Consider the following 13,942-nt stretch of genomic DNA (forward strand, 5'->3'; position numbering starts at 1 on the left):
CACCAGGCCGAGGCGGCGGAGGCGGCCCGGAAGGCCGAGGAGGAGCGGGCGGCGTCGCAGCCGTTCGGTTACCCGTACCCGGAGCGCCGCCCGGGTGTCCGCGCGACCCGCCGCATCGACCGGGAGCGCGCGGACGCCGACAGCGTCCCCGGCGTCCCGGGCGGTCACGGCGCCACCGGTTGGCGGACAGCCCGGCGGCAGCCCGGGCATCGCGCCCGACCGGAGGGGGACCATCGACCCGGCCGAGTACGCCGACACGATCGCGGGCGGCGAGCCCGACCCGCGCCGCAGGACCGACCAGGACTGACGCCCGCCGAGCCCGGACACACCGCCCGGGCAGGTCCGCCCTGGCGTCCGCCCGCACGGCGGATTCCGGCCGGTACGCGCACCACCCACGCCGCCCCGGCGCTCGCCCCGGCCGCCCCGACGCCCGCCCGCCGACGCCCGGCCGGTAGGCGCCTCAGTGCCGCAGGGACCGGCCGAAGCCCGCCGCCAGCGGCATGCGCAGGCCCAGCGGGGGCGGCGCGGCGAAGGCGTCCACCACGGGGCGGGAGTGGGGGCGTCCGAAGAGCGAGCCCAGCACGAAGTCCTCGGCGAGCGCCAGGACCTCGCCGTGGTGCTGGCGCAGCGCGTGCCCGTCGGAGTGCACCTCGAACCGGCACGTCGCCCGGTTCGCCTTCTTCGCCCGCACCGCCAGCCGGTACGACAGGTCCGGGTGCGCCGCCGCGTCGTTCGTCCCGTGCACGAACATCACCTGACGCCCCACCAGCTGCCCGACCGGCTCCGGCTCGGCGGCCACGTCGTCCTCCGGCAGCCACGGCGCCAGCGCCAGCACGGACACGACGGCCGCGTGCCCCGCCGCCCGCAGCGCCGCGCGGCCGCCCATCCCGTGGCCGACGAGGCAGACGGGTACGTCGCCGTGGCGCCGCACCACCTCGGCGACCGCCCACCGCGCGTCCACGGCGAGCCGCTCGTCGGCGCCGTTCCAGCCGCGGCACCCGTACCGCACGACGTGCGCGGCCATTCCGTCGTCGCGGCCCGCCCGGGCGAGCCGTCGGGCCAGCGGCGCCAGCGCGGCGCGGTGCAGCGGCGAGGCGCGGCGCACCGACTCGGCGCAGCCGTCCGGCAGCAGCAGCACCACCCCGCCGACCGCCGCCGTTCCCGAACCCCCGACCGCCCGCCCCAGGCGCGCCTCCCGGGCGGTGCCCGGGCCTACGAGTGCGTGGTGTGCCATGGCAGAACAGTCTCAGAAGAGGAGGTGTACGCCACTCGTACACGCGGTCACCGTTCCGTATCGGGTGACCCCCGCGAACCACGCGCCCCCAGCCCGCCCCTGCCCGCCCCCGGACCGGCCCACGGCCGGTTCGCGCCACCACCGGTCCCTCTACGCGCGTAGGGACTACAGTGCCGGAATGACGAGCCAGAGCCTCACCACCCCGACCGCGGACCAGCTCCGCCGCGCGCCGAAGGTCCTGCTCCACGACCACCTCGACGGGGGCCTGCGGCCCGGCACGGTCGTCGACCTCGCCCGCGACGGCGGCTACGCCGGCCTCCCCGAGACCGACCCCGCACGGCTCGGCACCTGGTTCCGCGAGGCCGCCGACTCCGGTTCGCTGGAGCGGTACCTGGAGACCTTCGCGCACACCTGCGCCGTCATGCAGACCCGCGACGCCCTCTTCCGCGTCGCCGCCGAGTGCGCCGAGGACCTCGCGGAGGACGGCGTCGTCTACGCCGAGGTGCGCTACGCCCCCGAGCAGCATCTGGAGGCCGGCCTCACCCTGAACGAGGTCGTGGACGCCGTCAACGAGGGCTTCCGCGAGGGGGAGCGCCGCGCCCGCGCGAACGGCCACCGCATCCGTGTCGGCGCCCTCCTCACCGCGATGCGGCACGCCGCGCGCTCCCTGGAGATCGCCGAACTGGCCAACGCCCACCGGGACGCCGGTGTCGTCGGCTTCGACATCGCCGGCGCCGAGGCGGGCTTCCCGCCCACCCGGCACCTCGACGCCTTCGAGTACCTGAAGCGCGAGAACAACCACTTCACCATCCACGCCGGTGAGGCGTTCGGGCTGCCGTCGATCTGGCAGGCCCTCCAGTGGTGCGGCGCGGACCGCCTCGGCCACGGCGTCCGCATCATCGACGACATCGGGATCGCCGACGACGGGACGGTCACGCTGGGCCGCCTCGCCGCGTACGTGCGCGACAAGCGCGTCCCGCTGGAGATGTGCCCGACCTCCAACCTCCAGACCGGCGCCGCCACCTCGTACGCGGAGCACCCCATCGGCCTGCTGCGCCGCCTGCACTTCCGGGCCACGGTCAACACCGACAACCGGCTGATGTCGGGCACCACCCTGAGCCGGGAGTTCGCGCACCTGACCGAGGCGTTCGGCTACACGCTCGACGACGTCCAGTGGTTCACGGTCAACGCGATGAAGTCGGCGTTCATCCCTTTCGATGAACGACTGGCGATGATCAATGACGTGATCAAGCCGGGCTTCGCCGCGCTGAGATCCGCTTGGCTGTTCGGGTCGACCGGCCCCACCAGCGGTTCTCCCGCCCAGGACGCCTGACGCCGCGCCGCTCCCGGCCGGTGCGGGGGACGCGGGCGCCGCCGAACGGCCCACCGTCGGGTGTTTGCGGGGTCCGGCGGCCCGTGGCTACGTTGCAGAGCCGCTCCACCCCCCGAGTCACCCCAAGGACGAAATCCGATGAAGCAGTCCGCTGCCAAGACCCTCGGCGTCGCCGCCCTCGGTGCCGCCTTCGCCGCCTCCGCCGCCGGCAGCGCCTCCGCGCTCACCTCCGTCCCCACCGGCCCGGCCCTCCAGACCGTCACCTCGATGCTCCCCGTCGCCGAGACCGTCGCGCAGCTGCCCGGCGGCGCCGGCGAGACCGCCACGGTCACGCAGGGCGTCCTGGACTCCCTCACCGACGCCGCCCCCGCGGTGCCGGTCAACACCCCGGCCGACCCGGTGGTCGGGCTCCTCGGCGGCCTCCCGGTCGGCGGCGCCCTCCCGGCGGCCGGCCTCTGAGCCGACACGCACGACGAGGCGACACGCACGGCGAGGCGGTGGGCGCGCATCCGGGAAGGATGCGCGCCCACCGCCGTACGTACGTGACGCCCCGGCTCCGGCGGGCTACCAGGCCGGCTTCGCGCCCCGCTCCACCGGCAGCAGCATCCACAGTGCCAGGTACAGCAGGAACTGCGGGCCCGGCAGCAGGCAGGACACCACGAAGATCACGCGCATCGTCGTCGCCGAGGTGCCGAAGCGCCGTGCCAGCGCCGCGCACACTCCGCCGATCACGCGTCCGTCACGGGGGCGGGTCAGTGCGGCCATGGTGGGCTCCTTCGTGAGCTGTGTCGCGGAAGCCTCTCGTCGGCTCCCGATGACTCCATCCTGCCCGCACCCACCGGACAAAACGTCAGGCTACGGGGCGGTCCCGACCCTGGGAATCCTCGGGGTCGCCCCCTGGGGGCCGTCCTCCCGGCGCAGGGTCCCACCGGGCCCGCGGCTCCGCCCGGGGGAGGACCAGCCGCCCGCACCGGCGCCGACCCGGGCCCCGATCCCGGCCCGCGGGCCGCCCGCGCCCCCGCCGCCCGGCCCGTACAGCCTGCGCCGCAGCCTCGCCCGCCAGGCCGGCACCACCGCCAGGTGCGCCAGCGCCACGCCGGCGGCGTTGAGGAGCACCGCGTCGACGTCCACCACCCGGCCCGGCACGGCCGTCTGCAGCAGCTCGATCCCCAGGGACAGCAGGGCGCCCGCCGACACCGTCCGCACCAGGGACGCCCACGGCGCCACGTCGAGGCGCGCGTCCGCGAGCGGCAGCAGCACCCCCAGCGGCGCCAGCAGGAGGAGGGACTCGCCGATCCGCCGCGCCGCCTCCACCGGGCCCAGCGCCAGGTCGGCCCTGATCCCGGCCAGCGGCTCCAGATTGGCCGCCGTCACCCACATCACGTCCAGCGGCCGCAGCGTCAGCCACCCCACGAACACCAGATGGACGAAGAGGAGGACGAGCCCCGCCACGCGGTAGCGGAGGGCGGCGCTGCCGCCCGAACCTTGACGCTGCACGCCCCCCAAGACGCGGGGACCGGCGGGATCGGTTCCGCGTGCGGCCCACGGGCCGCACCCGCACCCGGATCAGAGGGCTCCACGTCCGACCCACGGGCCGCGCCCGCAGTCACATCCGCGGCGCAGCGCCGCACCCGGAACAGCGGTCCCCCATCCGCCACACCAGCCGCACCACACCCGGAACGGGGCTCGGCGTCCGGCCCACCAGCCACAGCGCCACAGCCACACCCGACCACCGGCCGGACCCGCAGCCACAGCCACCCCCGCACCACCGCAAGCCGCAGCCACACCACCGCAGCCCCACAGCCACCCCCGCACCACCGCACCCGCAGCGCCACAGCCACCCCGCATCACCGCAAGCCGCAGCCCCGCAGCACCGCAGCCGAATCAGGGGCTCCGCGTCGGCACGGCCGACTCCGGCCGCTCCTTCACACCCTCGTCGCACACGTACCGCCGCACCGGGTACTTCCCCGGCCCGCCCAGCACCACCGTGCCGCCCACCGACGTCGCGTCCGCACCGGCGTACGTGCACACGATCTGCGCCAGCGCCGCCGGCGGCAGGTCCTCCGGCTGCCGGCTGAGGCGCAGCGCGCCCTCCGGGTCGCCCTCCCGGCCCGCCGACACCGTCAACGGCTCCTCGACGTACGTGGTGAAGCCCGCCTGCCGCTCGTCCTGCGACGGCCGCTCCCGCATCGCCTCCACCAGTGCCCGGGCGACGGCCACGCGCCCCGCCTCGCCGGTCGCCGCGTCCGACGGCGGCAGGGTGCGGTCCACCGGCTCCAGCCCCGACGCGCAGACCAGGTACACCCGCGCGGTCGTGCCCCCGTCCGGCGTCCGCGACCCCGTGGCCGCCTCCGACAGGCTGCACGGCACCCGCGAGGGCGCCCCGCCCGCGTCGACCGGCACCGACGTCGTGCGGATCCCGCACCCGGCGGTCAGCGCCGCCACCGCCGCCAGCGCGGCCGCACCGGCGAGCACGCGCCTGCCGCCGCGGGCGGGGCGCGGTCCGCGCCGGCCGGCCCGCGCGCCCCGGACGCCGCCCGGACGGGACCGTCCGCCGCCGGCCTCAGGCACCCGCATCCCGCTCGTCACTCCGCTGTCCCTCATCCCCTGGACCGCCGTTCCCTCGGCCGCCGTTCCCCGGACCACCGTTCCCTCGCCCGCTCCGTCCGCGGCCGCCGTCGCCCGTCCCGCTCCGCGCCGGGCCGTCCTCCCCGGCGTCCTCACCCGCCGCGACCGCCGAACCGTCGCGCGGCAGGCGCAGCGTGAACACCGCGCCGTCCCCGTCCGGGGAGTTGGCCGCCGTGATGTCACCGCCGTGGATCAGCGCGTTCTCCATGGCGATCGACAGCCCGAGACCGCTGCCCTCCGAACGGGGACGGGACGCGCTCGCCTTGTAGAACCGGTCGAAGACGTGCGGCAGGACGTCCTCGGGGATGCCCGGCCCGTGGTCCCGCACCCGCACGATCAGGTCGTCGCCCGTCGTCCGCACCGACACCCGCACCGGCGAACCGCCGTGCTTCAGCGCGTTGCCGATGAGGTTCGCCAGGATCACGTCCAGGCGCCGCGGGTCCAGCCGCGCCATGGTGCCCCGCTCGGCGTCCAGCTCCACCGCGTCCAGCCACGCCCGCGCGTCGATGCACGCCGTCACCTGGTCGGCCACATCCACGTCGTCCAGGACCAGACGGGCCGTGCCGGCGTCGAACCGGGTGACCTCCATCAGGTTCTCCACCAGGGTGTTCAGCCGCCGCGTCTCGCTGATCACCAGCGACACGGCCGGCGCCACCATCGGGTCGAGACCGTCCTGCTCCTCCTCCAGCACCTCCGTGACCGCCGTCAGCGCGGTCATCGGCGTGCGCAGCTCGTGCGACATGTCGGCCACGAACCGGCGGCTGGACTCCTCCCGCGCGCTCATGTCCGCGACCTTCTTCTGCAGGCTCTCCGCGGCGTCGTTGAACGTCCGGGCCAGCTCAGCCAGTTCGTCGGTGCCCGACACGCGCAGCCGCGTGTCCAGCTTCCCCTCGCCGAGCCGCCGCGCCGCCTCGCCCAGCCGGTGCACCGGCTTCAGCACCGTCGTCGCCGCCACCTGTGCCAGCAGCGCCGACCCCAGCAGCGCCAGCAGCGTCGCCACCCCCAGCGACCAGCCCAGCGAGTTCAGGTCCTGCCGCTCCGGCTCCAGCGACTTCAGCATGTACCCGGTCGGGCCGCCGCCGATGATCCGCGTCCCGCCCACCAGGTACGGCTTCCCGCGCAGCGTCGTCCGCAGCCAGAACACGTGGTACGAGTGCCGGTTGCCGGACGTGAGCTCCTGCTCCTCGTCCACGGCGGCCCGCAGCGACGGCGGCACGTCGCTCAGCGTGAACCGGTCCGCGTCGGACACGCCGACGATGGGCTTCCCCGCGTCCCGCTCACCGAGCAGCACCACGCTGTACCCGCCCCCGCCGACGGCCATCAGCTCGGCCGTCCGCCGCAGCTCCTCCTCCGTCGGCCGCAGCGGCAGCGCCGCCGCCCGGTTCTGCATCTCCTGCTTGAAGTCCCCGAGCGCCGCGTCCTGCGTACGCTTCAGCACCGCCTCGCGGTTCAGCCAGTACGCGATCCCCGACGCCGACACGGCGGCCGTCAGCGCCACCAGGCCGAACACGATGATCAGCCGGACGCGCAGGCTCGTCCACCGCTTGCCCGCACTCAGCGCCCGCTGCGCGCCCTTCGCGGCCCCGCTCAATGTGCTGCCCCGTCCTTCACGAATCCTCACGCGGGGCTGTCGAGCCGGTAACCGACGCCGCGCACCGTGCGGATGAGCGTCGGCGACGACGGAACGTCCTCCACCTTCGCCCGCAACCGCTGCACGCACGCGTCGACCAGACGCGAGTCGCCGAGGTAGTCGTGCTCCCACACCAGCCGCAGCAGCTGCTGCCGCGACAGCGCCTGGCCCGGGCGGCGGCTCAGCTCCAGCAGCAGCCGCAGCTCCGTCGGCGTGAGCTGGAGCTCCTCGCCGTTCTTCGTCACCGTCATCGCCGACCGGTCGATGACCAGCGAGCCGAACGTCGCCGAGTCCGTCGTCTCCCGCTCGCCGCGGCGCAGCACGGCACGGATCCGCGCGTCCAGGACACGCCCCTGCACCGGCTTGACGACGTAGTCGTCCGCGCCCGACTCCAGCCCGACGACCACGTCGATGTCGTCGCTGCGCGCGGTCAACAGGATGATCGGCAGCTGGTCCGTCCGCCGGATCCGCCGGCACACCTCGAAACCGTCGATCCCCGGCAGCATCACGTCCAGGACGATCAGGTCGGGCCGCTGCTCGCGCAGCAGTTTCAGGCCGTCCTCACCCGTCGCCGCGGTGGCCACGCGGTGGCCCTGGCGGGACAGCGAGAGTTCGAGGGCCGTGCGGATGGCGTCGTCGTCCTCGATCAGCAACAGGAAAGGCACGGCGTCATTCTGTCCCATGGGGGGAGACGAGTTCGACACATGGAGCGCTCCCACGGCTCGTCCGGTACCGGACCGGTATGTCAACCGCCCCTGTGACACGGCTGTGACAGTCGACGGACACCGTCATGAACTGGCCTGGGCAAGCTTTTTTTCACACGGATCAGCCGACTCCACGACGACAGGGGGGCGTGATGAACGCAGTGCAGCACAGCACCACCTCGAACGCAGTAGTCACGCGTCTCCACGACGTCGCCAGGAGCACGGAGAAGTCCGGCGCCGTGAACGGGCGGGGGTGCGTTCGCGGCGCCGGGCGTCAGCACAAGGCGCCCTACATGGTCGCCCTGTCTGACGGGGGAAGCGCGTACGGGGAGGTCAAGGGGGAGCGGCAGGCCCCGGCGAAGCGGGGGAGCGCGGACATCGCGTTCACCGCCTACGTCCAGGAGCGCCGCGCCTCCCTGTACGCCACCGCCTACCACCTCACCGGTGACCGCCACGAGGCGGAGGACCTGCTCCAGAGCGCGCTGTTCTCGACGTACCGCGCCTGGGACCGCATCAGCGACAAGGCGGCCGTCGGCGGCTACCTGCGCCGCACGATGACCAACCTGCACATCAGCGCCTGGCGGCGCCGCAAGCTCAACGAGTACCCGACGGAGGAACTGCCGGAGACGGTCGGCGACTCCGACGCGATGCGCGGCACGGAGCTGCGCGCGGTGCTCTGGCAGGCGCTCGCCCGACTGCCCGAACTGCAGCGCACCATGCTGGTGCTGCGCTACTACGAGGGCCGCACGGATCCGGAGATCGCGGAGATCCTGGACATCAGCGTCGGCACGGTGAAGTCGAGCATCTGGCGGTCGCTCCGCCGGCTGCGCGAGGACGAGGTCCTCAGCTTCGGCCGTGACCAGGAGGAGTCCTTCGGGCAGCTCGTGGCCTGAAGGCAGGGGGGCGGTCCGGGGCCCGGGGGGACCACGGACCGCGCACGGGGGAAACACCTGCGCCGGACAAGCTGGGGGGCTTGTCCGGCGCACGCGTGTGCGGGGGACGGGGCCCTACGCCGGCTCGGGCGTCCTCGGCGTGCGGTGACGGCCGGTCGCCGCTGCGGCCAGACGCCCCAGGGCCTCCTCCTTGCCGCAGGGGTGGGCGCCCAGCTCCGTCTGCCGGGCCACGATCGACCGCTCCGCGCGCATCAGCCGCCAGCCGCGGCGCAGCAGGAACGGCACCGACTTGCGGCCCTCGCGCAGGTCCCGCAGCAGCCGCCGGCGGAACGTCGTGGACGGCCGGCCGCGCAGGCACAGGGCGTCGGCGAGCACCCCGAGCTCCTCGCAGTGCCGCACCACGTCGGCGGCGAAGATGCCTTCCGCGACGAACAGCGGTGTGCGGCCGATGTCCAGGGTCTCGCGGGAGACGCGGGAGCTGGTGGAGATGTCGTACACCGGGACCGAGGTGCGGCCGGTGGCGCAGAGCTCGACGATGGCGGACACGGCCGCCTCCGCGTCCCAGGACCCGGGCGAGTCCCAGTCGATGTCCGTGCTGCCGGGGACGAGGGGCAACGTCGGGTCGTCGCCCTCCTTGTAGAAGTCGTCGAGCCGGAGCACGGGAAGACCGGCACGGGCGGCGAGGGACGACTTGCCGGAGCCTGAGGGGCCCGCGAGCAGCACGACGCGGGTCGGGATGGGTTGGGAGCTCACGGGACACCAGTGTGAACCATTGCCCCGGTAGGGGGACCCCGTCGGGGACCCGTTGGTATCGAGCATCACACCTCCACTACGGTGAGTGCCCGACCGATCACCCACCAGGCAGGAACTCCCATGAACCCCTTGCTGAAGGCCGGACTCGCCGTCACGGCCGTGGGCGCCGCCCTCGGCGCCGCCGCCGGCACGGCCCAGGCGGCGGACCTGCACGAGGTCGACGCCCAGGCGGCCCTGCAGGCCGTGACGGCCGCCGTGCCCCACGCGACGGCCCCGGTGAAGAACCTCAAGGTCAACCCGCTGGCGGAGACGGGCGTCGACCCGCTGAACAACGGTGTCGGCACGCAGGTGTCGGACTTCCGGCCGGTCTCCACGACGTCCGCGACCGGCTCCCTCACCAACGCGCCCAACCTCCCCGTAGCCGGCCCGCTGCTCGGCGGCCTCATCCCGGGCTGACCACCGCCCCCAGCCGGAGCGCAACTCACCCCACCCGAGGGCCCGTACGCGGCCCGAGACTCCCCGCACGGGCCCACGGCGGCCGTGAGGGTCCGTACTGAGCCGATCCCGACACTCCCCGCACGGGCCCACGGCGGCCGTGGAAGGCCCGTACTCAGCCGATCCCGACACTTCCCGCACGGGCCCACGGCGGTCGGGAGGGGCCGTGGTGGGTTGCCCCCGCAGGGGTTGGCGGCGTCAGCGGGTTCACTTCCGCGGTACCCGAGGCCGCCGACCCCGAGGAGGTGACCCACCGCGGCCCCGACCCCACCCACCGACCGGCGCCCCGTGACGTGCCGCGGCAGGCACGGCACGCGCGAACGACCCCACCCACCGACCGGCGCCCCGTGACGTGCCGCGGCAGGCCGGCAGGCACGGCACGCGCGAACGACCCACCCACCGACCGGCGCCCGGTGACGTGCCGCGGCAGGCACGCGACCCGAGCACGGAACGGCCCCGCCTCCCCCGGACGGAGGGAAGGCGGGGCCGTGGTCGTGCGGGCGGCGTGCGGCTCAGTACGCCGAGCCGGACGCGCCCAGGGAGCCCGTCGGGTGCCAGACCGTCTTCGTCTCCAGGAACGCCGTCAGCCGACGCGTACCCGGGTCGGCCGTCCAGTCGGCGCCGCCGTCCACAGCCTGTGGACGCAGGACGCGCTTGAGGTTGTCGGCGGCCGCGACCTCCAGGTCCCGCGCCAGCTCGGCGTCCGCGCCCGTCAGGTCGATGGCGTTGACGTCCTGGTGCGCGGCGAGCGGCGCGGCGATCTCCGCCGTACGGCCCGACAGCACGTTCACGACGCCGCCCGGCACGTCCGACGTGGCCAGCACCTCGGCCAGCGACAGCGCCGGCAGCGGGGCCCGCTCGCTCGCCACGACCACCACGGTGTTGCCGGTCGCGATCACCGGGGCGACGACCGACACCAGACCGAGCAGCGACGACTCCTGCGGCGCCAGCACGGCGACGACACCCGTCGGCTCCGGCGTGGACAGGTTGAAGTACGGCCCGGAGACCGGGTTGGCGCCGCCGACGACCTGGCTGATCTTGTCCGTCCAGCCCGCGTACCAGACCCAGCGGTCCACCGCCGCCTCGACGACCTCCGCCGCCTTCGACTTCGACAGGCCCTCGGCGTCGGCCACCTCGCGGACGAACTGGCCGCGGCGGCCCTCCATCATCTCGGCGACCCGGTACAGGATCTGGCCGCGCAGGTACGCCGTCGAGCCGGCCCAGCCGCCGAACGCCTTGCGCGCGGCGACCACCGCGTCACGGGCGTCCTTGCGGGAGGAGAGCGGCGCGTTCGCCAGCCACTTGCCCTTGTCGTCGGTCACTTCGTACACCCGGCCGCTCTCGCTGCGGGGGAACTTGCCCCCCACGTACAGCTTGTAGGTCTTGAAGACGCTCAGCCGCGTCGCCGTCTCAGACATCGAGGTACGCCTCCAGACCGTGGCGGCCGCCTTCGCGGCCGAAGCCCGACTCCTTGTACCCGCCGAACGGCGAGGCCGGGTCCAGCTTGTTGAACGTGTTGGCCCACACGACGCCCGCGCGGAGCCGGTCGGCGACCGCGAGCATGCGGGAGCCCTTCTCCGTCCAGACGCCCGCCGACAGGCCGTACTGGCTGTTGTTGGCCTTGGCGACGGCCTCGTCCGGCGTGCGGAACGTCAGTACCGACAGCACCGGGCCGAAGATCTCGTCGCGGGCGACGGTGTGGGCCTGCGTGACGCCCGTGAAGAGCGTCGGCGCGAACCAGTAGCCGGTGGACGGCAGCTCGCACGGCGCCGACCAGCGCTCGGCGCCCTCCGCCTCGCCGGTGTCCGCCAGCGCCGTGATGCGGGCCAGCTGCTCGGCGGAGTTGATCGCGCCGATGTCGGTGTTCTTGTCCAGCGGGTCGCCGAGGCGCAGCGTCGACAGTCGGCGCTTGAGGGAGTCCAGCAGCTCGTCCTGGATGGACTCCTGCACCAGCAGACGCGATCCGGCGCAGCAGACCTGGCCCTGGTTGAAGAAGATGCCCGTGACGATGCCCTCGACGGCCTGGTCGATCGGGGCGTCGTCGAAGACGATGTTCGCGCCCTTGCCGCCCAGCTCCAGCGTGAGCTTCTTGCGCGTGCCCGCGACCTGGCGCGCGATGGCCTTGCCGACGGCGGTCGAGCCCGTGAAGGCGACCTTGTCGACGTCCGGGTGCTGCACCAGCGCGGCACCGGCGTCACCGTAGCCGGGGAGGATGTTGACGACGCCCTTCGGCAGGCCCGCCTGGCGGCAGATGTCCGCGAAGAACAGCGCGGAGAGCGGGGTCGTCTCGGCGGGCTTCAGGACGACGGTGTTGCCCGCGGCGAGCGCCGGGGCGATCTTCCACGCGAGCATCAGCAGGGGGAAGTTCCACGGGATGACCTGGCCGGCCACGCCCAGCGGGCGCGGGTCGGCGCCGAAGCCGGCGTGGGACAGCTTGTCCGCCCAGCCCGCGTAGTAGAAGAAGTGCCCGGCGACCAGGGGGAGGTCGTGGTCGCGCGTCTCCTTGATCGGCTTGCCGTTGTCCAGCGTCTCCAGGACAGCCAGCTCGCGGGAGCGCTCCTGGATGATCCGCGCGATGCGGAACAGGTACTTGGCGCGCTCGGAGCCGGGCAGCGCCGACCACTTCTCGAACGCCTTGCGGGCGGCCCGCACGGCCCGGTCCACGTCCTCGGCGCCGGCCTGGGCGACCTCGGAGAGGACCTCTTCGCTGGAGGGGGAGACGGTCTTGAAGACCTTGCCGTCCGCGGCGTCGGTGAACTCGCCGTCGATGAACAGGCCGTAGGACGGCGCGATGTCCACGACCGAGCGGGACTCGGGGGCGGGGGCGTACTCGAACTTGGTCATCGTGATCAGTCCACCGTCACGTAGTCGGGACCGGAGTAGCGTCCGGTGGCCAGCTTCTGACGCTGCATGAGGAGGTCGTTCAGCAGGCTCGACGCGCCGAAGCGGAACCAGTGGTTGTCCAGCCAGTCCTCGCCGACGGTCTCGTTGACCAGGACCAGGAACTTGAGGGCGTCCTTGGTGGTCCGGATGCCGCCCGCGGGCTTCACCCCGATCTGTACCCCGGTCTGGGCGCGGAAGTCGCGCACGGCCTCCAGCATGAGGAGGGTGTTCGCGGGGGTGGCGTTGACGCCGACCTTGCCGGTCGAGGTCTTGATGAAGTCCGCCCCGGCGATCATGCCGAGCCAGGAGGCGCGGCGGATGTTGTCGTACGTGGAGAGCTCGCCGGTCTCGAAGATGACCTTCAGCCGGGCGGGGCCGGCGGCCTCCTTCACGGCGCGGATCTCGTCGTAAACCTTGAGGTAGTGGCCCGCGAGGAACGCGCCGCGGTCGATCACCATGTCGATCTCGTCCGCCCCGGCGGCGACGGCGTCACGCGTGTCCGCGAGCTTGACGTCGAGGGCGGCGCGGCCGGCCGGGAAGGCGGTCGCGACGGAGGCGACCTTCACGTCCGTACCCGCCAGGCCGGCCTTGGCGGTGGCCACCATGTCGGGGTAGACGCACACGGCGGCCGTGCGCGGCGTGGTGCGGTCGGTGGGATCGGGGTGGACGGCCTTGGCGGCGAGCGCCCGGACCTTGCCCGGGGTGTCCGCGCCTTCGAGCGTCGTCAGGTCGATCATCGAGATGGCCAGGTCGATGGCGTACGCCTTGGACGTGGTCTTGATCGAACGGGTTCCGAGGGACGCGGCGCGCGCTTCGAGACCGACGGCGTCGACGCCGGGCAGCCCGTGGAGGAAGCGGCGCAGTGTGCTGTCGGACGCGGTCACGTCAGCGAGTGCATTGGTGGGCATGGTCACCAGGGGAGCATATCTACGCGCGTAGCGTCCTGTACAGCCCCCGGGAGTGCGAGGGCGCAGAAGTGACGGGGAACGCACAGGTGAGCGGCGCGCTGTGAGGCGGGTCACGTGGGGTGGTGATGCGGTGCGGCCGGGTGCGGTGCGGTGTCGCGCGGTGCGGTGTCGCGCGGTGCGGTGCGGTGCGGTGTCGCGCGGTGCGGTGCGGCGCGTGGGGTCGGTGGGGGCGGGCGGTGTTCGGCGGCTGGGCGACGCGTGGGGCGCCCGAGGCCGGTGGGTGGGGCGGGGCCGCGGCGGGTCACCTCCTCGGGGTCGGCGGCCTCGGGTACCGCGGAAGTCACCCCGCTGACGCCGCCAACCCCTGCGGGGGCAACCCGCCACGGCCCCGCCTCCGGCCGTCGGCGACCGCGGCGACCGCCGGGCTGTACGTGCCGAGCCGGGCCCGTTGGTACGGAGTGCGTCCGCGCTTCGCTTCGGG

The 13,942-nt window shown here is 74.1% G+C and carries 14 protein-coding genes; 4 read left to right on the top strand and 10 right to left on the bottom strand.

Annotated elements, in window-relative coordinates; genetic code table 11:
• Positions 1 to 460: 460 nt before the first annotated feature.
• A complete protein-coding gene (locus NRO40_RS18770) occupies positions 461 to 1,234 on the bottom strand; it encodes a dienelactone hydrolase (protein WP_058944081.1) in 774 nt (257 codons plus the stop codon).
• Between the two features lie 178 nt (positions 1,235 to 1,412).
• Between NRO40_RS18770 and NRO40_RS18775 the strand changes: the two genes are divergently transcribed.
• Complete coding sequence (locus NRO40_RS18775) at positions 1,413 to 2,567, top strand: adenosine deaminase (protein WP_058944082.1); 1,155 nt, start codon at positions 1,413 to 1,415, stop codon at positions 2,565 to 2,567.
• Positions 2,568 to 2,705: 138 nt separating this feature from the next.
• Entirely contained in the window at positions 2,706 to 3,026 is a 321-nt protein-coding gene (locus NRO40_RS18780; RefSeq protein ID WP_058944083.1) for a hypothetical protein, read from the top strand.
• Between the two features lie 105 nt (positions 3,027 to 3,131).
• Here the strand turns inward: NRO40_RS18780 and NRO40_RS18785 are convergent, their stop codons facing one another.
• The 5 genes from NRO40_RS18785 to afsQ1 all read right to left on the bottom strand — a co-directional run bounded on the left by NRO40_RS18785 (position 3,132) and on the right by afsQ1 (position 7,490).
• The gene (locus NRO40_RS18785) at positions 3,132 to 3,332 is read right to left on the bottom strand and encodes a PspC domain-containing protein (protein ID WP_058944084.1); all 201 of its coding nucleotides are present in this window, start codon (positions 3,330 to 3,332) and stop codon (positions 3,132 to 3,134) included.
• A gap of 90 nt (positions 3,333 to 3,422) precedes the next feature.
• Positions 3,423 to 4,064, bottom strand: a complete 642-nt coding sequence (locus tag NRO40_RS18790) for a VanZ family protein (protein ID WP_058944085.1) — start codon at positions 4,062 to 4,064, stop codon at positions 3,423 to 3,425.
• 387 nt (positions 4,065 to 4,451) lie between these two features.
• On the bottom strand, positions 4,452 to 5,042 hold the full coding sequence (locus NRO40_RS18795) for a hypothetical protein (protein ID WP_257375449.1): 591 nt from the start codon (positions 5,040 to 5,042) through the stop codon (positions 4,452 to 4,454).
• Positions 5,043 to 5,130: 88 nt separating this feature from the next.
• Positions 5,131 to 6,810, bottom strand: coding sequence for a sensor histidine kinase (locus NRO40_RS18800; RefSeq protein WP_198549304.1), 1,680 nt, complete (start codon positions 6,808 to 6,810; stop codon positions 5,131 to 5,133).
• Positions 6,811 to 6,812: 2 nt separating this feature from the next.
• Positions 6,813 to 7,490, bottom strand: coding sequence for a two-component system response regulator AfsQ1 (afsQ1, locus tag NRO40_RS18805; RefSeq protein ID WP_198549299.1), 678 nt, complete (start codon positions 7,488 to 7,490; stop codon positions 6,813 to 6,815).
• A gap of 191 nt (positions 7,491 to 7,681) precedes the next feature.
• Here afsQ1 and NRO40_RS18810 point away from each other — a divergent pair, with 191 nt between their 5' ends.
• Positions 7,682 to 8,422 (top strand): SigE family RNA polymerase sigma factor, encoded by a 741-nt coding sequence (locus tag NRO40_RS18810; RefSeq protein WP_058941458.1) that lies wholly within the window; start codon positions 7,682 to 7,684, stop codon positions 8,420 to 8,422.
• Positions 8,423 to 8,536: 114 nt separating this feature from the next.
• Here NRO40_RS18810 and NRO40_RS18815 read toward each other — a convergent pair whose 3' ends face one another.
• A complete protein-coding gene (locus tag NRO40_RS18815; RefSeq protein ID WP_079046944.1) occupies positions 8,537 to 9,241 on the bottom strand; it encodes a uridine kinase family protein in 705 nt (234 codons plus the stop codon).
• A 54-nt stretch (positions 9,242 to 9,295) separates the two neighbouring features.
• Here NRO40_RS18815 and NRO40_RS18820 point away from each other — a divergent pair, with 54 nt between their 5' ends.
• Entirely contained in the window at positions 9,296 to 9,631 is a 336-nt protein-coding gene (locus NRO40_RS18820) for a hypothetical protein (protein ID WP_058941460.1), read from the top strand.
• A gap of 551 nt (positions 9,632 to 10,182) precedes the next feature.
• Here NRO40_RS18820 and NRO40_RS18825 read toward each other — a convergent pair.
• The 3 genes from NRO40_RS18825 to deoC are packed head-to-tail and all read right to left on the bottom strand — an operon-like array spanning position 10,183 to position 13,467.
• The gene (locus NRO40_RS18825; protein WP_058941461.1) at positions 10,183 to 11,088 is read right to left on the bottom strand and encodes an aldehyde dehydrogenase family protein; all 906 of its coding nucleotides are present in this window, start codon (positions 11,086 to 11,088) and stop codon (positions 10,183 to 10,185) included.
• A complete protein-coding gene (locus tag NRO40_RS18830; protein WP_058941462.1) occupies positions 11,081 to 12,514 on the bottom strand; it encodes an aldehyde dehydrogenase family protein in 1,434 nt (477 codons plus the stop codon). Before NRO40_RS18830 ends, NRO40_RS18825 begins: the two co-directional genes overlap by 8 nt.
• Positions 12,515 to 12,519: 5 nt before the next feature.
• Positions 12,520 to 13,467 (bottom strand): deoxyribose-phosphate aldolase, encoded by a 948-nt coding sequence (deoC, locus tag NRO40_RS18835; RefSeq protein WP_079046945.1) that lies wholly within the window; start codon positions 13,465 to 13,467, stop codon positions 12,520 to 12,522.
• Between the last annotated feature and the right edge of the window lie 475 nt (positions 13,468 to 13,942).

Origin of the sequence: Streptomyces changanensis (genome assembly GCF_024600715.1) — a bacterium.
Taxonomy (GTDB): Bacteria; Actinomycetota; Actinomycetes; order Streptomycetales; family Streptomycetaceae; genus Streptomyces; species Streptomyces changanensis.

Excerpts from the sequence above, each read along its gene's own strand:
- NRO40_RS18830 (WP_058941462.1), bottom strand. The coding sequence starts at position 12,514 with ATGACCAAGTTCGAGTACGCCCCCGCCCCCGAGTCCCGCTCGGTCGTG.
- NRO40_RS18825 (WP_058941461.1), bottom strand. The coding sequence starts at position 11,088 with ATGTCTGAGACGGCGACGCGGCTGAGCGTCTTCAAGACCTACAAGCTG.
- NRO40_RS18785 (WP_058944084.1), bottom strand. The coding sequence starts at position 3,332 with ATGGCCGCACTGACCCGCCCCCGTGACGGACGCGTGATCGGCGGAGTG.
- NRO40_RS18780 (WP_058944083.1), top strand. The coding sequence starts at position 2,706 with ATGAAGCAGTCCGCTGCCAAGACCCTCGGCGTCGCCGCCCTCGGTGCC.
- NRO40_RS18815 (WP_079046944.1), bottom strand. The coding sequence starts at position 9,241 with ATGCTCGATACCAACGGGTCCCCGACGGGGTCCCCCTACCGGGGCAAT.
- NRO40_RS18770 (WP_058944081.1), bottom strand. The coding sequence starts at position 1,234 with ATGGCACACCACGCACTCGTAGGCCCGGGCACCGCCCGGGAGGCGCGC.
- NRO40_RS18810 (WP_058941458.1), top strand. The coding sequence starts at position 7,682 with ATGAACGCAGTGCAGCACAGCACCACCTCGAACGCAGTAGTCACGCGT.
- NRO40_RS18775 (WP_058944082.1), top strand. The coding sequence starts at position 1,413 with ATGACGAGCCAGAGCCTCACCACCCCGACCGCGGACCAGCTCCGCCGC.
- NRO40_RS18820 (WP_058941460.1), top strand. The coding sequence starts at position 9,296 with ATGAACCCCTTGCTGAAGGCCGGACTCGCCGTCACGGCCGTGGGCGCC.